The sequence below is a fragment of the Streptomyces sp. NPDC090108 genome (assembly GCF_044747185.1).
Lineage (GTDB): Bacteria > Actinomycetota > Actinomycetes > Streptomycetales > Streptomycetaceae > Streptomyces.
This window is the reverse complement of the sequence record NZ_JBIVDQ010000002.1, coordinates 733,475-755,818: the sequence shown is the minus strand read 5'-3', so window position 1 is coordinate 755,818 and position 22,344 is coordinate 733,475. Positions and strand designations below refer to the sequence as shown.

At 70.8% G+C, this 22,344-nt stretch carries 19 protein-coding genes and 2 pseudogenes; 8 read left to right on the top strand and 13 right to left on the bottom strand.

Translation table 11 applies throughout. The features are described from left to right. Positions 1-31 precede the first annotated feature (31 nt). The 3 genes from ACIPRD_RS08415 to ACIPRD_RS08405 all read right to left on the bottom strand — a co-directional run bounded on the left by ACIPRD_RS08415 (position 32) and on the right by ACIPRD_RS08405 (position 6,846). On the bottom strand, positions 32-979 hold the full coding sequence (locus ACIPRD_RS08415) for a pseudouridine-5'-phosphate glycosidase (RefSeq protein WP_356409127.1): 948 nt from the start codon (positions 977-979) through the stop codon (positions 32-34). Between the two features lie 32 nt (positions 980-1,011). After that, positions 1,012-5,160, bottom strand: coding sequence for an amino acid adenylation domain-containing protein (locus ACIPRD_RS08410; RefSeq protein ID WP_401561212.1), 4,149 nt, complete (start codon positions 5,158-5,160; stop codon positions 1,012-1,014). Positions 5,161-5,583: 423 nt separating this feature from the next. Continuing rightward, complete coding sequence (locus ACIPRD_RS08405) at positions 5,584-6,846, bottom strand: CynX/NimT family MFS transporter (RefSeq protein WP_401561209.1); 1,263 nt, start codon at positions 6,844-6,846, stop codon at positions 5,584-5,586. Positions 6,847-6,896: 50 nt separating this feature from the next. Here ACIPRD_RS08405 and ACIPRD_RS08400 point away from each other — a divergent pair, with 50 nt between their 5' ends. Then, positions 6,897-7,589 (top strand): FCD domain-containing protein, encoded by a 693-nt coding sequence (locus ACIPRD_RS08400; RefSeq protein WP_356409136.1) that lies wholly within the window; start codon positions 6,897-6,899, stop codon positions 7,587-7,589. 159 nt (positions 7,590-7,748) lie between these two features. After that, positions 7,749-7,988, top strand: coding sequence for a hypothetical protein (locus tag ACIPRD_RS08395; protein ID WP_356409139.1), 240 nt, complete (start codon positions 7,749-7,751; stop codon positions 7,986-7,988). 654 nt (positions 7,989-8,642) lie between these two features. Here the strand turns inward: ACIPRD_RS08395 and ACIPRD_RS08390 are convergent. Then, positions 8,643-9,026 carry an antibiotic biosynthesis monooxygenase family protein gene (locus tag ACIPRD_RS08390; RefSeq protein WP_401561894.1) on the bottom strand — a complete coding sequence of 128 codons (384 nt, stop codon included), beginning with the start codon at positions 9,024-9,026 and terminating at the stop codon, positions 8,643-8,645. Between the two features lie 21 nt (positions 9,027-9,047). Next, positions 9,048-9,425 (bottom strand): annotated as a pseudogene (locus tag ACIPRD_RS08385) (RidA family protein); the annotation flags it as partial. Positions 9,426-9,497: 72 nt separating this feature from the next. On the opposite strand from ACIPRD_RS08385, the gene ACIPRD_RS08380 reads away from it, so the two are divergent. Continuing rightward, positions 9,498-10,406 carry a LysR family transcriptional regulator gene (locus tag ACIPRD_RS08380; RefSeq protein ID WP_356409142.1) on the top strand — a complete coding sequence of 303 codons (909 nt, stop codon included), beginning with the start codon at positions 9,498-9,500 and terminating at the stop codon, positions 10,404-10,406. A gap of 132 nt (positions 10,407-10,538) precedes the next feature. Here the strand turns inward: ACIPRD_RS08380 and ACIPRD_RS08375 are convergent, their stop codons facing one another. Then, positions 10,539-11,678: a PLP-dependent aminotransferase family protein gene (locus tag ACIPRD_RS08375; RefSeq protein WP_401561205.1), complete on the bottom strand. Its 1,140-nt coding sequence runs from the start codon at positions 11,676-11,678 to the stop codon at positions 10,539-10,541. Between the two features lie 63 nt (positions 11,679-11,741). Next, a pseudogene (locus ACIPRD_RS08370) lies at positions 11,742-11,903 on the bottom strand (GntR family transcriptional regulator); the annotation flags it as partial. Between the two features lie 141 nt (positions 11,904-12,044). Between ACIPRD_RS08370 and ACIPRD_RS08365 the strand changes: the two are divergent. The 3 genes from ACIPRD_RS08365 (at position 12,045) to ACIPRD_RS08355 (ending at position 14,107) form a co-directional block, all read left to right on the top strand. Further along, positions 12,045-12,707, top strand: a complete 663-nt coding sequence (locus ACIPRD_RS08365) for a YitT family protein (protein ID WP_401561891.1) — start codon at positions 12,045-12,047, stop codon at positions 12,705-12,707. A gap of 74 nt (positions 12,708-12,781) precedes the next feature. After that, on the top strand, positions 12,782-13,456 hold the full coding sequence (locus tag ACIPRD_RS08360; protein WP_401561202.1) for an O-methyltransferase: 675 nt from the start codon (positions 12,782-12,784) through the stop codon (positions 13,454-13,456). Positions 13,457-13,588: 132 nt separating this feature from the next. Then, complete coding sequence (locus ACIPRD_RS08355) at positions 13,589-14,107, top strand: hypothetical protein (protein WP_401561199.1); 519 nt, start codon at positions 13,589-13,591, stop codon at positions 14,105-14,107. Positions 14,108-14,278: 171 nt separating this feature from the next. On the opposite strand, the gene ACIPRD_RS08350 is transcribed toward ACIPRD_RS08355, so the two are convergent. Next, complete coding sequence (locus ACIPRD_RS08350; protein ID WP_401561196.1) at positions 14,279-15,322, bottom strand: saccharopine dehydrogenase family protein; 1,044 nt, start codon at positions 15,320-15,322, stop codon at positions 14,279-14,281. 133 nt (positions 15,323-15,455) lie between these two features. Between ACIPRD_RS08350 and ACIPRD_RS08345 the strand changes: the two genes are divergently transcribed. Continuing rightward, the gene (locus ACIPRD_RS08345; RefSeq protein ID WP_401561194.1) at positions 15,456-16,391 is read left to right on the top strand and encodes a helix-turn-helix domain-containing protein; all 936 of its coding nucleotides are present in this window, start codon (positions 15,456-15,458) and stop codon (positions 16,389-16,391) included. Between the two features lie 581 nt (positions 16,392-16,972). Further along, positions 16,973-17,536 (top strand): universal stress protein, encoded by a 564-nt coding sequence (locus ACIPRD_RS08340; RefSeq protein ID WP_401561192.1) that lies wholly within the window; start codon positions 16,973-16,975, stop codon positions 17,534-17,536. 143 nt (positions 17,537-17,679) lie between these two features. Here the strand turns inward: ACIPRD_RS08340 and ACIPRD_RS08335 are convergent, their stop codons facing one another. The 5 genes from ACIPRD_RS08335 to ACIPRD_RS08315 all read right to left on the bottom strand — a co-directional run bounded on the left by ACIPRD_RS08335 (position 17,680) and on the right by ACIPRD_RS08315 (position 22,086). Continuing rightward, positions 17,680-18,168, bottom strand: coding sequence for a GNAT family N-acetyltransferase (locus ACIPRD_RS08335; RefSeq protein ID WP_356409163.1), 489 nt, complete (start codon positions 18,166-18,168; stop codon positions 17,680-17,682). Between the two features lie 277 nt (positions 18,169-18,445). Further along, complete coding sequence (locus ACIPRD_RS08330) at positions 18,446-19,486, bottom strand: SGNH/GDSL hydrolase family protein (RefSeq protein ID WP_401561189.1); 1,041 nt, start codon at positions 19,484-19,486, stop codon at positions 18,446-18,448. Between the two features lie 436 nt (positions 19,487-19,922). Further along, complete coding sequence (locus ACIPRD_RS08325) at positions 19,923-21,005, bottom strand: iron-containing redox enzyme family protein (protein WP_401561186.1); 1,083 nt, start codon at positions 21,003-21,005, stop codon at positions 19,923-19,925. Then, on the bottom strand, positions 21,002-21,316 hold the full coding sequence (locus ACIPRD_RS08320; RefSeq protein ID WP_401561183.1) for a CDGSH iron-sulfur domain-containing protein: 315 nt from the start codon (positions 21,314-21,316) through the stop codon (positions 21,002-21,004). Before ACIPRD_RS08320 ends, ACIPRD_RS08325 begins: the two co-directional genes overlap by 4 nt. Beyond that, positions 21,313-22,086 (bottom strand): HemK2/MTQ2 family protein methyltransferase, encoded by a 774-nt coding sequence (locus ACIPRD_RS08315; protein WP_401561888.1) that lies wholly within the window; start codon positions 22,084-22,086, stop codon positions 21,313-21,315. Before ACIPRD_RS08315 ends, ACIPRD_RS08320 begins: the two co-directional genes overlap by 4 nt. Positions 22,087-22,344 lie beyond the last annotated feature (258 nt).

Genomic DNA, 22,344 nt, shown 5'->3' with positions numbered 1-22,344 from the left:
TCGCCGTCGTTCGGGTGTTTGACGTGCTGTGTCATCGGTCGCCGCGGCGGAGTTCGGCGTGTGCCGCGGCCAGTCGGCCGCCCGCTTCGGCGGTGTGGACGAGGACGGCCATGTTGGCGCGGGCCGACCTGCCCTCGGTGGCACGGTCCACCGCGCGCATGACGTACTTCGTCACGGCGCCGCCGCGGACACCGTCCCGCCGCGCGCTGTCGAGGGCCTGCGCGATGGCCGCCTCGATCTCCTCGCCGTTGATGGCGTCCTCCTCGGTGGTGGGGCTGGTGATGAGGACCGCGCTGTCGTTGCCGAGCGCCCAGTGGGTCTCCACGGCGCGGGCGATTCGTGTCTCGTCGTCCAGCCGGTAGGGGGCGCGCAGCCCGCTGGAGCGACAGTAGAAGGCGGGGAAGTCGTCAAACCCGTAGGAGACGACGGGGACGCAGTGGGTCTCCAGGAATTCCATGGTCAGGCCCAGGTCGAGGATCTTCTTCGCGCCGGCGCAGACCACCGCCACCTTGGAGCGGGTGAACTGGATCAGGTCTGAGGAGATGTCCATCGTGGTCTCGGCCCCGCGGTGGACGCCTCCGATGCCGGCGGAGGCGAAGAAGGAGATGCCGGCCAGTTCCGCGGCCACCAGTGACGAGGCGACCGTGGTGGCGCCGAGCCCTCCGGCGGCGAGGACGAAGGGCAGGTCGCGGCTGCTCACCTTGGGGGTGCCGTCGGTCGCGGCGAAGCGTTCGATGTCCTCGTCGGTCATCCCGACCAGGATCCGGCCGTCGTCGATGCCGATCGTCGCGGGCACGGCACCCCCGGCGCGGACGGCCGCCTCGACCTTTCGGGCTGTGGCCGCGTTGTCCGGATAGGGCAGGCCGTGCGTGATGACGTTGGACTCCAGGGCCACCACGGGGTCCCCGTCGGCGAGCGCGGCCGCCACCTCGTCGGTGAACACCAGCGGCACGGGGCTGTGCTGTCCAGGCTGCTTCATGTGGGGTTCTCTCTTGATCGGCGGGCGTGGGCTCAGTAGTTGGGCGCTTTACGGAGCAGGTCCTTGCGCTCCACGATCTCGGGGACGTAGACGCGCTCGTTCCACACCTCCTGCTCGACGGGTTCGAGGGAGATGGAGACCACGTCCTCCGCGCAGCCGAAGGCGTCGCGGACCGCGGCGGTGACGGCCGCCACCAGTTCGGTCTCCTGTTCGTCGCTGATGTGCACCGGGAAGTGCTTGATGTTGATGTGGGGCACTCCGACCTCCTGGGTAAGGGCACGGGACCGGTGAGCGGGTGGGGCGGCCGGGGCCGTGGCGGACAGCCGGTCCAGGACCAGCGCGGCGAGTTCGGCGACGTGCGGCTCGCGCAGCAACGCGTAGTGGCCCGCCGACAGGCGCCGTACGGTGGCCGGCCGGGTGGTGTAGCCCTGACGGCTCTCGATGAAGGAGTAGTTGTCGTCGGCCGCCTTGACGACGGTCACCGGTGTGTTGAGCCGTCGCCCCGACAGTTCCTCGAACTCGTAGGTGACCGAGTACGTCTGTTGGACGATCGCCGTGACGGCCCGCACCAGGGCCTCGTCCAGGCCGGGGAATCGCACTGTGACGAAGGCGACGAAGGAGTCCGCGTCGGTCACGGTGCGCAGGCACTCGTCCAGCACCGGGCCGCTGACCGTGCCGGCGAAGACGGAGAAGAGGACTGCCATGAACGCCCGGTCGGCGAAGTCGGCGTCGCCGGTCGCCCCGGCCGCGTCCTCGGGTCGCAGCCTGGGGTGTCCCGGGGCGACGAGGAAGAGATGCTCCACGCGTTCGCCGGCCTGTTCGAGCTGGTACGCGGTCTCGAAGGCGACCCGGGCGCCGAAGGAGTAGCCGCACAGCAGGTACGGTCCGGACGGCTGGATCTCCCTGATCGCCGCGATGTCCGCGAGCGCCATGTCGCGGACCGAGGCGAAGGGGATCTCACCGGCGTTGATGCCGTGGGCCTGGACACCGAAGACGGGGCGGGCGGTGCCGAGGGCGCCGGCGAGGGGGCGCAGGTTCATGGGGTAGCCGCCCAGGCCGGGCCAGCAGTACAGGGGCGTGGCGGCGCCCTGGGGCTGGAGCGGGACCAGCCGGGAAAGGGACGCGGGGGCGTCGGCGTCCAGCCTGCGCGCGAGTTGCTCCACGGTCGGCGCCTCGAACAGCACCTGGAGCGGCAGCGCGCCGCCGAACGACTTGTTCAGACGGCCCACGAGCCGCACGCCGAGCAGCGAGTTGCCGCCCGCCTCGAAGAAGTCGTCCTGTACGGAGACCTGCTCGCGTTTGAGGACGGCCCGCCAGATGTCCCGTACCCGTCGTTCGGTGCGCGTCCGCGGTGCGACGAAGGCGCGCTCGGCGTCGGGGACTTCACGCTCCAGGGTGGCTTCCAGTGCCTTGGAGTCGATCTTGCCGTTGGCGGTGAGCGGCAGCCGGTCCATGACGACGATGCGGTTCGGCACCATGTAGTGGGGCAGCAGGCTGGTCAGGTCCTCCCGGATCAGTTCCGCCGGTCCCTGCATGTGGACCGCGTCCTCCTTCATGCCCTCGCTGCGCCGCTGCTCGTCGGAGACCCGCCCGCCGACGCAGAAGTACGAGGGTCCTGTGGGCAGTCCGCGCTCGGCGAGGATCTTCTCCAGGCGCCGGGCCGAGTGCAGGTCGTTGCCGGTCCTCGAGCTGTATCCGGACGACATGAAGCCGAGGTTCAGGTCGTTGGTCCGCAGTCGTTGCAGCGTGCGGCCGAGGTCGATGTAGTGCCGCCACGGTTCTCCCCGAGCGACCAGCGAGACACCGAGCGCCGCGCGCTCGTAGACCCGCTGGTTGATGGCGATGACGTGCTTCTTCAGCACGATCGCCTCCGAGACGGCCTCCAGGTCCCCGCGGCCGTAGCGGTAGAGCCCGGCGGGCAGGTCCTCGATCTTCCCGGGGTGGGCCTGCACATAGAGGTCGGGCGCGTCGGCGGGTGCGGAGGCGCCGGCCTGTACCCAGGTGAACGCGCCGAGGTAGTGGTCCTCCCCCGCGCAGTCCAGCCGTTCCTTGATCTCCGGCCGCCGGCTGTCCGCCGTGATGTGCAGGCCGTGGGCCGGCAGCACCTCGTCGAACAGTCCGACCATGTGCCCGGCCTCGATCTCGAGGACCTCGCGGATGTTGTTCCGGTACACCGGCTCGATGGCCCGGTGTTTGCCGAGGAAGTGGACGGTCACCCGGGGTTCGTCGCCCTCCGGGGCGTCCGCGATCCTCACCAGGTGGTGGCGCAGGGGGTGGTAGTAGTAGATCCCTCGCTCGACGCCTGCCACGCCGACGAGTTCGAGGTACAGCTGCGTGGCGTAGAGGGAGCCGGGCGAGGCGTAGGCGTACTTCGGCAGGAGTCGCTCGGCGCTCAGGTGCTGGCCGAAGTTCCGCAGTATCTGCCCGAGTTCGGCGCGGCTGAGGCTGCCGGGGGTGCGTGGCGCGATGGTTCCGGGGGTCTCGGCGGCCCCGGCGAGCAGGCGCAGGACGTCGTCCCGGGTCACCTCGCCGCCCTCGTAGAAGCGGTAGGTCTTGCGGGCGAAGGCCAACGCGCGTTGCGCGGGGGTGGCCTCTGCGCCGGGCAGTTCGATCACGGGCCGGTCGGCGAGTTCGGCCTCGTCGCGGCAGCCGTTGCCGGAGAGCTGGGCCCTGACCTGGAGCCTGCTGCGCTTGGACTGGTGGTGGGCGCCGTGATTGCCCTGGTCCATCAGGGCGGCTTCCTTGGGGTTGAGTTCGACGAAGCCGATCAGGTTCTGGAACCCGGTGGTGGCGTCCTCACGCAGCAGGACGGCGGCGCTCCTGACCCAGTCGTGGGCGTCGATGGTCCGGCTGATCTCGTCGAGCTCGACGCGGTAGCCGCGCAGCTTCACCTGGTTGTCGGCGCGCCCCACGAACTGGACGGAGCCGTCCGGGTTCCAGCAGGTCAGGTCCCCCGTCCGGTACAGGCGTCGGCCGGCTCCGGCGGCTGAGGGGTCGTCCAGGAACCGTTGCGCTGTGAGATCAGGCCGGTTCAGGTAGCCGCGGGCCACCTGGACGCCACCGATGTACAGTTCGCCGACCTCGCCCACCGCGGCGGGCCGTCCGGCGGCGGTCAGCACATGAAAGGTGGTGCCGTGCACCGGTGTGCCGATCGGGATGGTGTGGGGTCCGTCGTCGAGGGCCGCCCGGTCCACCACGTGCGCCGAGGCGTTGATGGTGCATTCGGTGGGCCCGTAGAGGTTGATGAGCCGGCAGTCCGGGAGGGTGTCGAGGCAGGCCCTGGCCAGGCCGCGGGAGAGGGCCTCACCTCCGCTGAATATCTGCTCCAGCGAGCGGCAGGACGGCAGGTCCTCGGTGTCGATGAGCGCCTGGAGGAGGGTGGGCACGCACTGGAGTGCCGTGACGCCGAAGCGGACGATCGTCTCGACAACAGCCTCGGGGTCCCGGTAAATACCGGTCTCCCCCATCACGGTCCTGCTTCCGCAGGCGGGGGCCAGCAGCTCCCACTGCGCGGCGTCAAAACTTATCGGCGTCTTCTGCAGAACGGTCGCCTTTTCGTCTATCCGGGCGACGTCATGCAGCCATTTCATCTGATTGACGACACTGCGGTGTTCAATCATCACCCCCTTCGGCTTTCCCGTGCTGCCGGAAGTATAGATGACATAGGCGAGATCTTCGGGCTTTAATTCCAGGTCGTCCGAACGCTCGCATAAATCGCCGCCAGGCCGGTCACCGCGGCGCCGCTCGATCAGACTCCGGGCGTCATCCAGGGTGACCACTCTGGTTCCCTTTTCGACAGCATCCCGTAATGCTGTCCGGAGATGTTCCTGAGTGAGGACGACCTCGACTTCGGCGTCTTCCATCATGTAGGCGATGCGGTCTTCAGGGTATTCCGGGGAGAGCGGCAGATAGGCGCCGCCGGCGTAGAGGATGCCCCAGGTGGCGACCATCAGGTCGAGCGACGGCTCCATGAAGAGGCCCACCCGACTGCCCCGCACCACACCCGCTTCCCGCAAGAAGAGGCCCAGCTCACGGCCGCTCTCCTCCAACTCGGCGAAAGTGAGCTGCTGTTGGCCGTGGACGACGGCGACCCGGTCCGGCGTGTCACGTGCCCGCCCGGACAGGAGGTCGGTGAGGTGCGTGCCGATGAGATGTGCGCGAGATGGCTCGTTGACGTTCATGAGTTTCTCTTTTTCCCCTGAGAAAACATGAAGGAGAGGGCGAATGCGTCAGCATTCGCCTACGCCTCTCACATGGACGAGGAATCGACAGCTCGCCTCCTGGCCTCTTTGCCTTCGGAGCGAGCAGGAATGATGTCTTGAAGAACCCCGATGGGTCACACAGAAACGATTCGCCGTTGCTTTCCGCACGGATGAGGAATCGCGGCCGGCTTTCCGTGCTCCGTTGCACGTTACACCAACCGGATCGAGAGCCTATGAGGGTTCGATACTACTGTCAACGAGATGAGGGGCGGCGCCGAAATAAACTTCGTTCAGCCACGAGATCGCATTTCTCCACCCTGCATTAACACAGGAGTTACGAGCCCCACCGGGGTCCGGACGCGGCTCACCGCCCGCGATCAGTTGGCGTCGGACGCCCTGACGTCAGCCGATCTGGCGGTTGCGTCCGGCCACCAGGCCCGCGCCGACCTGGACCAGGGTCAGCAGCATGATGAAGACCAGCGGAGCCCGCCAGCCGTGGTCATGCTGGTAGAGGGCGCCGACGATCACGGGTCCGGGGATCGAGAGCAGGTAGCCGAAGCCCTGCACAAACCCGGACAGCCGGGCGACAGTGGCACTGTCCTTGCCTCTCATGCCGATCATCGTCAGGGCCAGCGGGAACGAACAGTTGGCCACACCCAGGAGCATCGCCCACACCCACGGAGCATCAGCGGGCGCCGCCCACAGCCCGGCGTAGCCGGCCAGACCGCACAAGCCGATGGCGGCCGCGATGACCCCCTGGTCGGGCAGCCGGCCGGCCACGGCCGACAGCGCGAAGGACAGCGGGACACCGAGCAGCGAGGTGCCGGAGAACAGAAGGCCGGCGGTCTCGGCCGACAGACCCGCGTCCCGGAAGATCTGCGACAGCCAGCCGATGATGATGTAGGCGGAGCTGGCCTGGAGACCGAAGTAGACGGCGAGTGCCCACGCGGTCGTATCGCGTGTGAGGCGTGGGCCCGCCGCCGTCGCCTGCTCCGCCGCGTTCGTTCCGGGACCGGCGCCGCCGTCCCGGCGGCGTCTGACGGCCAGGGTGAGCCAGAGCGGGACGGAGAGCGCGGCCAGTACGGCCCAGACCCCCAGGCCGTAACGCCAACTGCCGCCGAACGCCTCGGTCAGCGGCACGGTGACGGCGGCGGCCGCGGACGCCCCGGCGTTCAGGGCCATGGAGTACAGCCCCGTCATCGCGCCGACCCGCTGGGGGAAGCGTTGCTTGACCACGGCCGGCAACAGCACGTTGGCGATGGCGATCCCGGCGAGCGCCAGGGCGGTGAGCGAGACGAACAGCACCGTGTCGGCGACGAGCGGACGCAGGGCCAGACCCAGCGTGAGCGCCACCCCCCCGACCAGGATGGCCGTGTCAGGGCCGTGACGGCGAGCCAGACGCGGCGCGGTCGAACCGATGACCGCGAAACAGATGGCCGGGATCGACGTCAGGAGTCCCGCGACGGTGCCGCTCATGCCGAACGAGTCGCGGACCTCCTCCAGCACCGGACCGAGGCTGGTCACGGCCGGCCGCAGATTCAGCGCGGCGACGAGGATGGCGGCCACTCCCAGGCGGCGCATCCCTCTCGACACTCCGCCGGACATGTGCTGGTCCAGGGGTGGACTGCCCGCGCTCGTGCGTTCGTTGCTCGCCATGCCGATCATGGTGACTCATGGGATGACCCCACGTCTAGCGTCCCGCGTAGACTCATGGGATGACTCTGCAACGCGTCAACCGTGAAGTGCTGTCCGACCTGGTGATCAATCGGCTGCGGAGTCACATCACCTCCGGCACCTGGCCGGTGGGTTCACGGATTCCCAGCGAACCCGAGCTGGTCGAACAGCTCGGAGTGGCGCGCAACACCGTGCGCGAATCGGTCCGCGCCCTCGCGCACACAGGGTTGCTGGACATCAGGCACGGCTCGGGCACTTACGTTCAGGCGACCAGTGAGCTGGCCGGGATCATGCGCAGCCGCTTCGCCGGGGCCGCAGCCGAAGACGTGGCAGAGGTGCGCGGCACTCTGGAGGCAAGAGCGGCGCGGCTGGCCGCGCTCCGGCGCACCCCGGACGACCTTCTGCGGCTCGATGCCGCACTCGCTCAGCGGGAGCAAGCGTGGTCGTCCGGCGACCGCATCGTCTTCGTGAACGCGGACGCCGCGTTCCATCTGGCCGTGGTGGGTGCGTCCCACAACGTGGTGCTGATGGAACTGCACGCTGACCTCGGTGAGGTGATCCGCGAGTCACTGCTGGACCACTTCCGGGGGACGCTGCTTCCGGAGCAGTACCAGAACCACGCGCGGCTCGTGGAGGCGATCCGGGACCAGGACAGCGAACTGGCCGCGTCCGAGGCCGCCTCCTACACCGAGAGGTGCGTTCCGGCGCCGCACCAGGCCGCCTCCGCGGAGTAACGGCCACTGAGCATCCCGCGGCCCTGGGGAGTGTCTTTCCGATCACCGGATCGCTGTATCTCCGCCGCCGAGCCGGGGGCCAGCGCCACCAGGGTCTCCTCCTGCTGCCGGGTGGGCTAACGGCGGTGACCTCGACGAGAGGCGCTCGTTGTCGGCCGTATGCGAAAGATCATCATGGCTGGGATCACGGCCGCGCTCGCGCTGACCGCTGCCGCACCCGCGTACGCCGACAACGACTCCAACTTCGGCGGCGGCGTGACCGCGGCGAACAACTGGAACTTCACGGCTGCCGCCGTGTGCCTTCAGGAGGTGGCCGTCGTGCCCGTCCTCGGCGACTACGTCTCCGACCACGTCAACAACTGCTCCAACGGCAACGTCATCGACCACTCGGGCCGCTGAGCCCCCATCCCGCACCACACACCAGGTCCCGCTCCCGCGCCCCCACCGCCATCGCCCCGGCCGGGCGCCTCGCCGTCGAGACGGACGCGCCCGCGCCGGGAACGCACCCAACCCCCTGGGAGGAGGCGGCTGTCGCGCTCGCCGGACAGAGGGTGCGCGGGTCGGTGGTGCGGCTCGCGCCCTCCGTGCACGGGCGCGGCGACCACGGCTTCGTACCGCACCTTGTGCGGATCGCCCGGGAGAAGGGCGTCGCCGTGTACGTCGGGGACGGCGCCAGCCGCCGGCCCGGCGTCCACCGCCCGGACGCCGCCCGCCTGTTCCGGCTCGTGCTGGAGAGGCCCCGGCCGGCACGCGATGGCACGCGGCCACCGGGGAGGGGGTGCCCTTCCGGGACATCGCGGAGGTAATCGGCCGCCACGTGGACGTGCCGGTGGTGAGCGTGAGCGCGGAGCGGGCGGGCGGGCGAGCACTTCGGGTTCCTCGGCCGGTTCGCCGCGGTGGTGAGCGACACGGTCCGCCCGGACAAGTGACGGGACCGCCCCCGGCGGTCGGCAGCAGCCGCATCGACACGGAGCAGGACGCGCAGTCGATGTCCGTCGGGCCCGTCGACGCCCGGGAAGGCCGCCGACCCGCCGGCGAGGTGGTTCCGGCCGGTCAGCCTTGTGTCGGGGGCTGCGGGCTCTCCGCCCGCGTGAACCCGGTGCTGCGTTCCACTTTCGCCACGTGCAGCGTGTAGTTCTGGTACCACTGGGCTCGCCCGCGCCTTTGTGCCGCGCGGTGCTCGACGTCGGTCCGCCACTGCGTGAGGGCGTCGGCGTCGCGGAAGTAGCCGACGGTGATGCCGAGCCCGCCAGGGGTCTGCGCGTGGTCCATCCCCAGGTACCCGGGGACCTCCTTCACCAGGTCCTCCAGGTGTGCGTCGGTCTCGCTGTAGCCGCTCTGGTCCTGGGTGCGCACCGTGGTGAAGACGGCTGCGTAGTAAGGGGGTTCGTAGGGACCGACAGGCACCACCGGTGCTTCCGACCGATGGTGCACCATGCCGTCGCGCGCATGGACGGGCCGCCGCGCGTACACCTCGATCTCGATCTTCATCCGCGGGTCGGAGAGACCGCACACGAGCATCGTGGCGGCCGGCCGGACGTCGCCGAAACAGCGGCGCAGGACGGCCCAGCAGGGCTCGAAGTCCTCGCGGTCGGGCAGCAGGTAGCGCACGCGCACCACGTCGGCGAAGGAGCACTCCGCCTCGGCCAGGGCGGCCTCGATGGTGCGCAGGCACTGCTCGGCCTGCTCCACCACGTCGTCGGAGATCGTCATGGTGGCGTAGTCGAACCCGGTCGTCCCGGACACATGCACCCAGTCGCCGTCGACCACGGCACGGGCATAGCCGATCCGCTCCTCGAAGGCCGAGCCGCCGAGGATCGCACGTCGCTCTGTCATGAGCCGAACGCTAAAAGACCAGCAGGGATACGTCTAATACGGCACCACACATGGTCTGATATCTCTGGGCGTATGGAGCGACCCGAAGTCCCGCTGCCGCAGTTGCACGCCTTCGTCGTGCTCGCGGAGGAACTCCACTTCGGCCACGCGGCCGCCCGCCTGGGGATAGCCCAGCCGCCGTTGAGCCAGCAGATCCGCCGCCTGGAGGACAGGGTCGGCCACGCGCTGTTCGTCCGCGCCCCAGGGCAGGTCGCCCTGACCCCGGCCGGCAGTGAACTCCTGCCCGCCGCCCGGCGGGCACTCACGGACCTCGCGGACGGTCTGGCCGCGGCCCGGGCCGTCGGAGACGGGCGGACCGGCCGGCTGCGGATCGGCTTCGCCGCCTCCGTGGCCCTGACCGTCCTGCCAGGCCTGCTGCGCAGCTTCCGTGACCGATTTCCCGAAGTGCACCTGGACATCCACGAGATGACCACCGCTCCGCAGCTCGCCGCCCTGCACGACAAGACCATCGACATCGGCCTGCTGCGTGAACCTCCCGCCGACGAACGGGAGATCGGCTTCAGGACGATACTCAGCGAGCCTTTCGTGGCGGTGCTGCCGTCCACCCACCCTCTGGCCGCCCGGCGCACCGTGCGACTCGCGGAGTTGGCGGACTCCCCCTTCGTACTGCTGCCCCGCGCGGCCGGCCCGACCCTGTACGACCAGATCACCGGCCTGTGCGCCGCGGCGGGTTTCACACCGCGGACGGTCCAGCACGCGGTGGAATGGCAGACCGTGTGCGCCCTCGTGGAAACCGGTCTGGGCGTCTCCCTCGCCCCGGCGAGCATCCGGCGCATCCGCCTCAAAGGCGTCGCCTTCCGCGGGATCGAACCCGGCACCGCCCGCACACGAGTGGCCGTCGCCTGGCGCGAGAACGACCGCAACCCCTTGATCCCGCGCCTCCTGGCCACGGTCGGCCAAGAGCCGCCGAACAGGCCCTGAAGGCCATCCCGTCAATGATCTCCAGTTGGAGAACTCGCGGCGCCTACCGCCTCGAACTCGAAGGAGACCGCGTCCACCACACCACGCCCGGCATGGCGGGCACACACGACCTCGCTCCTGCCTCCGCCGTTCTCACACCACCCAGCGCGGCCCTCGGTCGGTGCCGGCGGGCGGGAGCCTGTCGGCGGCCGCGGATGCCATGCGGCGTACGGCCTCCCGCAGGGTGTCGGGAGGCAGGGTGAACGGCATCCGCAGGCGCTGCTCGAAGACTCCCGGGTCCGCGGCGAAGCAGGATCCCGCCTCGATCCGTACCCCGTGCTCGCGTGCGCGTGCGGCCAGGTCCGGGGCGACGGGTTCCCCGAGGTCGACCCACAGGGACAGGCCGCCGGGCGGCTGCCGCCAGGTCCAGGCGGGGAAGTGCGCCGCCAGGGCGCCGGTCAGCGCCGCGCGCTGCTCCCGAAGCCGTCGTAGGCGGGCGCCCGGCAGCTCGGGGCCGCGGGAGAGCAGGGCGAGGGCCAGGAGCTGGTCCACGACCGAGCCGCCCACGTCGGTGACGATCCGCTGGCCGGCCAGCTCCGTCACGAGGCGCGCGGGGGCGCGCAGCCAGCCGATGCGCAGTCCGCCCCAGTGGCTCTTGCTCATCGAGCCGACGGTGATGACCTGCCCGGTCTCGCCGGGCGCCCCGCACGCGGCGAAGGGTGTCGGGGCCGGGACGTCGAGGGCGAGCTCCGCGAGGGTCTCGTCGACGACGAGCCAGGTGCCGGAGCCTGCCGCGGCGTGCAGGACACGGGCGCGGTCGGGCGCGGGCATGAGGAGGCCGGTGGGGTTGTGGAAGTCGGGGATCAGATAGGTGAGCCGGGGCGCCGCCCGGCCGAGTGCGGACACGAGGGCCGCGATGTCCCAGCCGTCCTCGGTGACGGGGACGGGCACGGTCCGCATCCGGGCCCGGCGCAGCGCCTCCAGCGCGTTGGGGTACGACGGGCTCTCGACCACGCTCCGCTCACCCGGGCCGCACAGCAGCCCGAGCACCAGGGTGAGCGCGTGCTGCGCTCCCGACGTGATCAGGATCTGCTCGGGCACGGTGGGCAGCCCCCGCCGGGTGAAGCGCTCGGCGACGGCGGCCCGCAGTCCGGGCAGCCCGTACGGGTGGTACCCGGGGGTGTGCGCGTGTGAGGCGAGTGCGGGCGCGGCCTCGGCGAGCGCGGCGGCGAGGACGTCCTCCGGCACACCGGGCGCGGCCCTGGCCAGGTCGATGGTGGCGTCCGGGGCCATCAGCTGCCGCGTGACGCGGTGCGGCTGCCGCCCTTCGGGCAGCGCTGTCCAGGTGCCCGCGCCCCGGCGGCTGTGGGCCCAGCCGTTCTCGCGCAGCAGGTCGTAGACGGCGGTGACGGTCGCGCGGCTGATGCGCAGCGCGGTGGCGAGCTCCCGCTCGGCGGGCAGCCGGACATGGGGCGGGACGCGTCCTTCCAGGATCAGCTCGCTGATGTTCCGTGCCAGGCGCCGGTAGGCGGGCCCCGACCCGGCGGGGCCGGAGAGCAGCGCGGCCAGTTGCCGTCCGCTCAGCGTGAGTCCGGCGCCGCGTCCCTCGTCGACGTGCAGGCCGCGAAAACGAGGAAGGAGTGCCCGCCGCTACCGCCCCTGACCTACCTGCCGTTCGCCGTGCGTCCGCTCACGCGTCTGCCTCAACTGTTCGCAGGGCTCGCCCTGTACGGCTTCAGCCTGTCGCTGATGGTGCGGGTCTCGCTGGGCGTCAACCCGTGGAGCGTGCTGTACGAGGGGCTGGAGCGGCACACCCCGCTGAGCTTCGGCACGGTGAGCGCCGTGGTCGGCGTCGTCGTGCTCCTGCTCTGGATCCCTCTGCGGCAGCGGCCGCGGTTCGGGACCGTGGCCAACATCGTCGTCCTGGCGTGCGCTTCGGACCTCGGCCTGTCGCTGATTCCGGCCGGTCTCGGCCTCCCGGCCCGGATCGCGCTGCTGGCGGGCGGGATCCTGCTCAACGGGTTCTCGGTCGCCGTCTACGTCGGCGCGCGGTTCGGCCCCGGCCCCCGCGACGGGCTGATGACGGGGTCGGCGGCCCTGACCGGACGCTCCCTCCGGTTCGTGCGCACGCTGCTGGAGATCTGCGTGCTCCTCGCGGGCCTGCTGCTCGGCGGGACGGCCGGAGCCGGCACCGTCCTGTACGCGCTCGCGGTCGGCCCGGTCACCCAGTTCTTCCTGCCGTGGTTCGCCCACCGGGAACCCGCCGACCCAGACGCCCTGTTGATCGAATCTGCACGCCCCAGGAACGGCCGGTCGGGTTGAATCAATGATCACGCCGCGATTCGCGGCTTGGTCGTGCGGCCGGCAGATGCCGTGTACGAACAGGGGAGACACCTGTGTATGAATCCGAAGAGGCCTGGCGTGAGGTCGATGCCTACTTCGTCGACACCCTCGTTCCCGAGGACGAGGCGTTGACCGACGCTCGCGAGTCGGGTCGGCGAACCACGATGCCACAGGCGGAGGTGGCCCCCAACCAAGGGAAACTGCTTGCGATGCTCTGCCGGATGTCCGGAGCCACAAGGGTGCTGGAGTTCGGCACCCTGGCCGGATACAGCACGGTCTGGCTCGCGCGTGCCGTCGGTGAAAAGGGCCATGTGACCTCCCTGGAACTGGAGGAGCACAACGCCGCCATCGCCCGGGCGAACCTCGAACACGCGGGCGTCGGCGAACGCGTCGACGTCCTGGTCGGTCCCGCCGCCGACTCGGCACGACGGCTCATCAAGGACGGCGTGGGCCCTTACGACTTCGTGTTCATCGACGCCGACAAGCCCAGCAACCCCGCGTACCTGGAGGCATCGCTCGCGCTGACCCGGGCCGGGAGCGTGATCGTCATCGACAATGTCGTACGCAACGGCGCCGTCACCGATCCCGACAGCCCCGACGACCGCGTCCAAGGCGTGCGCACAGTTCTCGCGGACATCGCACGGGACGCACGGCTGGAGGCGACCGCGCTCCAGACCGTGGGGTCCAAGGGCTGGGACGGCTTCACCATCGTCCACCGAGTCAGCTGACACACCTCCGCATCCGGCGACCGCCCTGACAGGCTGCTCTGCAGGATCACCGAACACCGGGCGCTGGTCCGCCTGTCCTGTACGGAGATCAGCAAGTGGTGTGCCAGTCAGGGCAGTTGAGGGAGTCGACAGGTGTCCGCTTTGGACTTCTACGCTCACGTCGCCGTTTGCGGTGACGTCCTCGGAGTCGGCCTCGGTGCCGACCCCGAAGCCTGGGAAGCCGCTCTGGGGGCGACATGCCTCGATGTTCCCGATCGTGGCCTACCGCGAAGGGACTACGGGCTCGTGGAGGTCAACTTCTCGCCGGACCAGCCGGGGCGGCAAGGGCAGATGTCGTGCTTCGGCTTCGGCGTGAAGATCCAACGACTGCTGTACGACCGTTCCCCGAACACCGTGCCGCCCCGGCTCTCACGGGAATACGGGGAATTCGCACCCAGAGTCCCGTTCAAGGAACTACGGACCGCCATCCTGGCCCTGGGCCACACGATCGAACTCGACAAGCACAACGCGTCGGGTCACATGGACTGCTACCGCGTATCAGTATCCGCCGCCCGCCTCCACGTCGTCACTGACCCTGACCCGTACGGGTCGGGTGACCCAGATCCAGACGGACATCAGAGGGGCGACGTCTGGTCCGTCGACGTGTGGTGACCGGACGACGACCTCCCAGCAGTTCTGCGGGCGAGCGGCGGGGGGGGGGGAGTTCGTCGGTGCTGTCGATGGTGAGGGAGGCGCCCGCCGTCCAGCACGGGTGGCCAGAAAAACACCGTGCATGCCTGCAGCCAGAGGGATGTCGTTCGGCAGTCGGGCCGTTGGCTGATGTCAGGCGGTCTGTATCCGCCGGTCCAGGTCGAGTGAAATGTGCGGGGCGAGCGCCCGCAGGAAGTCCGGGGCGTCGAAGATCTCGCCGGCGGAGGCGACGCCGACGGTCTTGGTACGGCCGGTCAGGACGCGTTCGAGGGCCTCGGCGACGAGGGGCGCGGTGACGGCGTAGATGTCCTGGCCGTGGGCTGTTGCCCGGCGTTCGGCTCCGCCCGAGCGCACGACGACGTCGATGAGGAAGGTCTGGTCCGAGCGCCCGCTGCTGTCGGCGGCAGTCGGGGCCGGGGTGTGAGGGGAGGCGACGTCGCGGACTGCCTCGGCGGTCATGTAGGCGGTCACGTCCGGGATGGAGAGGTGTTGGGGGACGGTGACGACGTCGGCCATCGTGAACTCCCCGATCACCGGCCGGAGTCCCACCGGATCGGGGAACTTCCATTCCAGGGTGGGCGCGTCGTCGGTGCGGTGCTCCCACTGTCCGCGGCGGTAGCGCAGGCGGCCGGCGCCCCGCCGCTCGCGGGAGACCGCGCCCGAGAGCCGGGTGCCGGCGGTGGGGTGCCAACTGCTGAGTGCGTAGGCGATGTGCGCCTCGTCGGCTCCGGTCCAGTCGCCCATCGCCGCGGTGGCCAGCAGGTCGCCGAGACCGCCGAAGAAGGCCATGGCCGGGACGATCACCGCTCCCGCGGACCGGGCCCGCTCGCGGTAACGGGTGAAGGTGTCGAGGTTCGCCTCCAGTTCGGCGGCCACGTCCAGGTACGGGATCCCCGCGCGCAGCGCGGCCTCGATCACAGGGCCCGTGGTCGAGGCGAAGGGGCCGGCACAGTTGATGACCGCCGCCGCTCCCGCCAGTGCCTGATCCAGCGAGGCCGGGTCCTCGACCGACGCGACTCTGGCCTCCAGCCCGAACCTGCTCGCCAGCTTCTCCACCGCCTGCGCGTCGCGCCCGGAAGGCACCGGGACGAACCCACGCGCGGCCAGCTCCGCCACCACGAACCGCCCGGTGTGCCCGTACGCGCCGAACACCGCCACCTGCTGACCTGACTTCATGAGACTGCTCCCGTACACGTGGACACCGGCTCGGGCGTCGGTCCGCCGCGGCCTGATCTGACCTCCCCATCCTGTCCTCGGGGCAGCACCTCGCAGGAGCGTCGGAAACGACACGCCCCGTACAGTTCCGGACATGCCCGCTGTCGCGCTGGCCGTCACCGACGGCATGCTCCACTACGAACTCTCCGTCGCCGTAGAGGTCTTCGGGTCCGACCTGACCCACCTCGTGGACCCCTGGTACGACTTCGCCCTCTGCGGAAGCGCTCCGGTGCACGTCGGCCGTTTCCGCCTGGAACCCGACCACGGACTCGACCAACTCGCGCACGCGGACACGGTGATCGTCCCCGGCTGGGCCGACACCGACCGCGAACCGCCCGCCGAGCTGGTCGCGGCGGTGCGCGCCGCTCACACGGCCGGCGCCCGCGTGGCCTCACTGTGCACGGGCGCCTTCGTCCTGGGCGCGGCAGGACTGCTCGACGGCAGGCGTGCCACCACGCACTGGGCCCACACGCGGGAACTGGCCCGGCGCCATCCGCAGGCCACCGTCGACCCGGACGTCCTCTACGTCGACAACGGCGACGTCCTCACCTCCGCCGGCAAGGCCGCCGCGATGGACCTGTGCCTGCACCTCGTCCGCCTCGACCACGGCTCGGCCACCGCCAACAGGATCGCCCGCCGTCTCGTCGTACCGCCCCACCGCGACGGCGGCCAGGCCCAGTTCATCACCACTCCCCTCCCCGCCCCGGGCAACCACCCCCTGGACGAACTCCTCCCCTGGGCACTGGAACGGCTCGACCGACCGCTCACCGTCGAGGACCTGGCCCGTCGGGCCCGTATGAGCTCACGCCACCTCAGCCGCCACTTCAAACACCTCACCGGCACCACACCACTGCGGTGGCTCCACACCCAGCGCATCCGCCACGCCCAGGAGCTGCTGGAGACCACCAACGCCACCGTGGACACCATCGCCGCGGCCACCGGCATGGGTACCGCCACCACCCTGCGCCGCCACTTCCACCGAAGCGTCGGCGTCCCACCCGACACCTACCGCCGCACCTTCCGCCCTTGAGGAGCAGCCCCGAGCCGCGATCCGCGCAGGCTGGGGGCCGATCTCGTGCTCCTCCGCAGCCGTGACCGCCTTGAGCGTCCTCCCCGTCGCCGTCTTCGTCGCTCCGCGATGCGGCCCCCGGCCTCGCCGCCCTGGCTGATCCCGCGTCGCCCGGGAGACGCGGAGATGCGGAGACGCGGGGGGGGGACGGCCGGAGCTCTGCCTGCCGGGCGATCGTGAGAACGGTGAGGCCCAGCTGGGTACCAGCGGGGCGCCGACCGGGCGACCGGCCCGCGCACGGCGGGTTCGGAGAGGCGGATCCCGGCCTGGCCGAGACCGAGACCGAGGGTGACGGTCAACCGGTGCGCGGAAGTGACGCCGGCCGCCGCTGTCGCCTCCTGGCGGCTCACCGACGACCGCGTGGACGATCTTGACGGCACGCTGACGCCCTGGCCGGAAGGCCGTCAGAAGGGCGTCAGAAGGGCGCCAAGAACTGGTGCGACGTCTGTTCGGAGACCTGGGAGCAGAGGTGGGATGGGGGCGGTTCCGGAGAGGATCGCCGGCCGGGAGCCTTCGGCCGGCACGTGAGGAACAGAGGAGTGATGTCCGTGTCGGGCGCGATACCGGCCCCTCGTGTCGTGGTCGGAGTCAGCGGTTCGCTGGGCAGCGTGGCCGCCCTGTGCCGGGCGGCCGGGGAAGCCCGGCTGCGCGGTGCCGAGCTGTGGCCGGTACTGGCGTGGGAGCCGCCCGGTGGGGAGCTCGCCGCACGCCGGTCGCCGGCGGCGGCCGTCATGGCCGGGGAGTGGCAGCGCCTGGCCCGGGAGCGGCTGGTCACCGCCCTCGCCGAGACGTTCGGCGGGGACGGTCCGGGTTCGCCGATGACGGCACTCGTCGTTCGGGGTGACCCTGGACGGGCGCTGGTGGAGATCGCGGGCCGGGACGGCGTCCTGGTCGTCGGTGCCGGACGGCGGGGACGGCTGTGCCGCGCGCTGCGGCCCTCGGTGAGCCGGTACTGTCTCGCCCGCGCCGCCTGTCCCGTCCTGGCGGTGCCCCCTTCGCCGCTGGAGGCCGAACTCAGAACCGCGCACCGCCGTAACGTCCTGAGACTGCGGCTGGACCTGCGGCGCGTGCGCGAGGGGGTCGAGACCGTTCCGCCGGGCGCTTGAGGGCGTCGCGGAGCGGCTCTGTCACTGGATGAGTGCGTAGCATCCGCTCCGGAGCGGATGCGGATCGCCGCAACGTGCTCCGAAACGTCGTCGTCGGAGACGTCGGCGGGGGCCGTCACTCTCCTAGGTCGCCGGGCCCGGCGTCATTCCGAAGGAACGCGGAACTCGAATTCGGGACGGTCCCACGGCACGGCGGGCGGGGTCGCGAGCGCCGTCCCGGTCCGTACCGCACCGGCGCGGTGGTAGAAGTCCTCGGCGAGGACATGGGACACGACCTTGACCCGGTCGAGTCCGGCGGCGCGGGCCTCGGACAACATGTGCGCGACGAGCCGTCGTCCGATACCCCGTCGCTGCGCTTCGTCGGCGACGAACAGCAGGTCGAGCTCCGGTGGGGCGAGAACGAGCGAGTAGAACCCGAGGACCCGGCCTTCATGATCGTCGGCGCCCACGGCCACGAAGGTGGGGTGGGCCTCGATGTAGTCGGGACCGACCCGGTAGCCCGCGACCGCGGCCGCGTACTGGCCCGCGTAGGCGCCCGAGCCGCGCACGATCCGCGTGAGCCGTTTGGCGTCCCGCGCGACGGCCCTCCGTATCGTGATCGGCCGGCCGACCGGGGAAGTGCGTGACCTCATCCGGAAAGTATCTCTCAACGGAGAGCGCCTTCCCGCCGCGGGCCGACTGCCATGGACGCTCGCCTCCCGCCTGCTCGGCTCCTGCCTCCACCGGATCCGGCCGGTGCGTCGACGGTCCGACCCGGCTCCGCTCCTACGGTCCTCCGGCCCGGGCAGGACCCCTTAGGGGGCGTCTCCCTGGGGCAAGCCCCCCACCCTCGATGGGGAAGGCGGGGGCTTCCGGTGACCGGCTCCGCCAGAGAGGGCCGACTCCGCGCACTCGGCCGGCCCCAGGGCGTCAGCGTTCGAGGAGGGCGATGCGGATCGCCCGTTCCACGTGGGCCGCCGTGTTCTCGTAGCCCCGGGCGTTGGGGTGGACCAGGGTGACGCGCTTGCCGATGGGACCACAGTTCAGCAGGGTGCCAGGGAGCCTGGACGGCCAGTAGTCCGCGGCGTCGCCGCAGATCCCCTCGACCCACTTCGTCGCCGCGGGCTGGCACGCGTCGTGGCCCACGCTGGAGGAGTAGACGTCGACGTAACGGTCACCGAAGAAGTTCGTGACCCGCTGGATCGTACGGTTCAGCTGCTTGAGGACGTCGTCGCGGAGCCAGTCGACGTCGCCGTGGGCGATCGGGCCGAGCTCGGTGAGGGAGAGGCGGTTGCAGTCACTGCCCCGGTCCGGCAGCACCGCCGGGTAGCCGACCGTGATCACCTTGGCGTCGGGCGCCGCCTGGTGCACGTGGGCCAGCATCTCGATGTACTCGTCCTGGACCCGCGCGAGCTTGTCCTGGATGCTCTCCTCCCCCTCGGGGGGATTCGTGTAGTGCTCGCGGCAGGACTTCCCGGCCGTGCCCTCTTCGAGGCACTTGAGGAGCATGCCGCCGAAGGGGAGGCTGTTCCCGCCGACCCCGATCGTGACGACGTCGGTCCCGGCGTTGAGGTTGGCCCGCTTGATCTGCGGGTCCACCTCCGCCCAGCCGCCGGCCGGCGGCTGGACCGGGCTGATCGGCTTCTGCTTGTCCTTGGCGATGTCGGCGATGGTGGCGTTGCCGCAGCTGACATTGGTCAGACGGACGGGCTTGCCCGGGGGGAACTCCGCGAGTTCCCGGTCGACGACGTCCGGATACGCGTTCGTGGTCCGGTCGCAGCCGTCCCGCGAGGCGTCACCGAGCGCGGGCTGCGGGTCTCCGACGAACCCGCCGGCGGTGTACGAGTCGCCCAGCGCGGCCCACTCGTACTGGTCGGCCGCCGCACTCGCGGAGCCGGAGGGGGAGAGCACGGCCGCTGTCAGCACGAGCCCCACGGCCAGCGTGCGGGTACGGGAGACAGGCTTTCGCATGGAACCTCCTGGATCTGTGGAGGGCGCCTCCGCCAAGGTGGAAGGCGCCTCGATCAAGATCGTCCACGCATCCGGACCGTCTCGTTCCGGAAATCGAGCTGTTGTCCCTCGATCGAACCAAATGGTCAGATCTTCGCGTTTCCCCTGGTCGCGAGGCCCGGCAACCAGGAGATCGGGCCGTACGACCATGAACGCGACATGGCGCCGGTCGGCCTCCCCGTCGGCGCTCGGCGTACGGCCACCATGCCCGGCTTCACCGTCCACCGTGGGCGCACAGCGGCGAGGGGACGACCCCGATCACTGGTGTCCCGGTCGTTCGGTCATCTCATCGCCGCGGCAACCCCATTGGGCGGCAGGAGAGTTGTCCACGACGCGCGGCAACAGGCACGCAGACCGCTCCGTCTGTCCCCACTTCGGGATCTGGACTCTCCCGTGTTCACATCGCGGTGAGTGGCAACGGCGACAGCGGCTGCGGCTGCGGCTGCGGAGTACCGTTCGTGCCGAGCGGGTGACGCAGCGCGCTCGCGGCGGTCCCCCAGGCCGCCGTCACCTTTGCGGCGAGCCTCTCCTCCAGCCAGACCGTCGCGTCGACACCGAACACGATCTCGGCCGCGAGGGCGGGTTCGTCGGCGAGCAGCCCGCCGACGACCTCTCGCCGCACCACCTGCTCGTGCACCGCGTCGGCCTCCACGTGCTCGTCGTAGAAGCGGATCGCGGCCGCGCCCGCGCCGATCCGGCGCATCGCCGCCGCGATACGGCTCGCAGCGGGCGAAGAGGTGACTTCCAGCGCGGCGAAGTGCCCGACCAGGGCGCCACGGCGTGCCCGGTGCAGCCCGAGGAGGGACATCAGGTTGACGGCGGCCAGGGCTTCGGCCCCGACCAGCGGGAGGTAGTGCCCGTAGGCGGGGTCGAGCGCGAGATCGCGCATGAGGTCGGCGTAGAGGCGGGCGTGGATGCGTTCGGCGCGGCCGCAGCCGAACTCGTCGTACTGGACCGTCATCATTCCGGCTTTGGCGCGACCGGTCAGCCGCGGGATCACCCACAAATGGGGGTCGGCTTCACGCAGTTGGTAGATGGAGCGCAGCACCGCGTGCTCACGCAGGTGCTTCAGGGTCCCGTCACGGAGCAGGAAATGGGAGATGCCCGTCCCGTCGGCCGGTTCGGCGAGGACTTCCGCGAACGCGTCGTCCACGCTGCGCGAGCGGCCGCGGTTTTCGCGCAGGGCGGCGTCGAATCGCCGCTCCAGCAGGGCGCGCAGGCGCAGTAGCGCGGGGTCCCATTCCATGTCGTCCGGGACACCGGCGAACCCGCGGTAGTGCAGTTCATAGCAGAGGTGCAGGGCGAGTTGGAGATCGTCGCCGAGCGGGTCCGCGCGGGCCACCGTCTCGGGGCCGGGAAGCGAGGGCGTGCTGCCGTACAGATACGCCGTGACCCGCGAGGACAGTTCACCGCGGGGTGGGGGCACGGCAGGTGCCGTCCCCGCTCCCCGCTCCGCGGCGCCGGGCACCGGCAGTCTCACGGCCCCTCCTCCTGCCGGTGCCGGTGCCACCCACCGGTGACCTCGCGGCGCGCTCCGTCCCGGGATCCCGGTCCGCGTCCGCAGCGGTGACTGGTGTCGCAGAAGGGGGGTCTGCGGGTGCGGCGGCACGTGCACAGGGCCACCACGGGGCGATCGCTGCGAAGGAGTGTGCCGTCGGGCAGCACGATCTCGACGGGTCCCTCGATCAGCAGGGGTCCTCCCGGTATAGGGGTGACGCGGGGCACGGGGCCGGGTACGGCGGTCCCCTGATTGCCGCGCACCGCCGCCGGAGGTGCGCCGGAGTTCTTCATGTCGCGCACTCTTCTCTGTCCGACGACCTCGCGGGTCCGTTCGCCGGCTTCGCCAGGCGGTGGCCCGGGTCGCGTCGGGTGGTGCCGGCCTGCGTATGTTCGGCCCGGATCACGAACAGCTCCTCGCTTCGTTCCCTTCGCCCCGCCAGGCCCGCATGCTCGAACCATCCTGTGCGGGCGGCCATGACGGGGCCGAACCGCTGCGTGCGGCTGCCGACGACACGGGCCCGGAGTCCGGCGCGGCGCAGTTCCTCGAGGCTGAGGTCCACGCCCGCCAGTGACGACTGGACGAACAGCAGGACTCCTCCGGGCGCGAGCAGGGAGGGCACGAGCCGGCAGATCCGGTCGAGGAGGAACCGCCCGGTGGGACCCGCGTCCCAAGCCCGCGCCGGACCGTGGGCGGGAAGCCGGGGTGACGGCGACGGTACGTAGGGCGGATTGACGGTCACGAGGTCGAACTGTTCACCGGCGACCGGCCGTTCCAGGTCACCACGGATCAGACGTACGGAGCATGCGTGCCGGCGCGCGTTGAGCCGAGCCGCGACCACCGCGGAACCGGAGACGTCGACCGCGGTCGCGGTGGCCCCTCCGCAGGCGGCGGCGATGGCGAGGATCCCGGTGCCGGTGCACAGATCGAGCGTGCGGGCCCCTGCCCGCAGCTCCTCGTGGAGAAGCGCGCGAAGCAACAGCGCGGTATCGCCCTGCGGGGCGTACACCCCGGGTGGAACGAACACTTCCGAACTCACTGCGCGCGAGTACCCGTCCCGCATCGCGTCAGACATGGCGCAGCCGGTGGCGTGTCCGGCCGAGGAGGTCCGTCAGCGTCGATACCCGGGCCGCCGCACGGCTGGCATCATCGGCGAACTCTTCGTCATGGTTCGGCCCTCGGAGGTCCGCCACCGCGGTTCGGCGGCACCTCCAGGGTCATTCGTCGCGGTTCGACGGCACCTCCAGAGTCCTTCGCCGCGGTTCGACGGCACCTCCAGAGTCCTTCGCCGCGGTTCGACGGCACCTCCAGAGTCCTTCGC

Coding starts and splice junctions, on each gene's coding strand:
- ACIPRD_RS08415 (WP_356409127.1), bottom strand. CDS start 979: ATGAAGCAGCCTGGACAGCACAGCCCCGTGCCGCTGGTGTTCACCGAC.
- ACIPRD_RS08410 (WP_401561212.1), bottom strand. CDS start 5,160: ATGAACGTCAACGAGCCATCTCGCGCACATCTCATCGGCACGCACCTC.
- ACIPRD_RS08405 (WP_401561209.1), bottom strand. CDS start 6,846: ATGATCGGCATGGCGAGCAACGAACGCACGAGCGCGGGCAGTCCACCC.
- ACIPRD_RS08400 (WP_356409136.1), top strand. CDS start 6,897: ATGACTCTGCAACGCGTCAACCGTGAAGTGCTGTCCGACCTGGTGATC.
- ACIPRD_RS08395 (WP_356409139.1), top strand. CDS start 7,749: ATGCGAAAGATCATCATGGCTGGGATCACGGCCGCGCTCGCGCTGACC.
- ACIPRD_RS08390 (WP_401561894.1), bottom strand. CDS start 9,026: ATGGTGCACCATCGGTCGGAAGCACCGGTGGTGCCTGTCGGTCCCTAC.
- ACIPRD_RS08380 (WP_356409142.1), top strand. CDS start 9,498: ATGGAGCGACCCGAAGTCCCGCTGCCGCAGTTGCACGCCTTCGTCGTG.
- ACIPRD_RS08375 (WP_401561205.1), bottom strand. CDS start 11,678: ATGGCCCCGGACGCCACCATCGACCTGGCCAGGGCCGCGCCCGGTGTG.
- ACIPRD_RS08350 (WP_401561196.1), bottom strand. CDS start 15,322: ATGAAGTCAGGTCAGCAGGTGGCGGTGTTCGGCGCGTACGGGCACACC.
- ACIPRD_RS08345 (WP_401561194.1), top strand. CDS start 15,456: ATGCCCGCTGTCGCGCTGGCCGTCACCGACGGCATGCTCCACTACGAA.
- ACIPRD_RS08340 (WP_401561192.1), top strand. CDS start 16,973: ATGTCCGTGTCGGGCGCGATACCGGCCCCTCGTGTCGTGGTCGGAGTC.
- ACIPRD_RS08335 (WP_356409163.1), bottom strand. CDS start 18,168: ATGAGGTCACGCACTTCCCCGGTCGGCCGGCCGATCACGATACGGAGG.
- ACIPRD_RS08330 (WP_401561189.1), bottom strand. CDS start 19,486: ATGCGAAAGCCTGTCTCCCGTACCCGCACGCTGGCCGTGGGGCTCGTG.
- ACIPRD_RS08320 (WP_401561183.1), bottom strand. CDS start 21,316: ATGAAGAACTCCGGCGCACCTCCGGCGGCGGTGCGCGGCAATCAGGGG.
- ACIPRD_RS08315 (WP_401561888.1), bottom strand. CDS start 22,086: ATGCGGGACGGGTACTCGCGCGCAGTGAGTTCGGAAGTGTTCGTTCCA.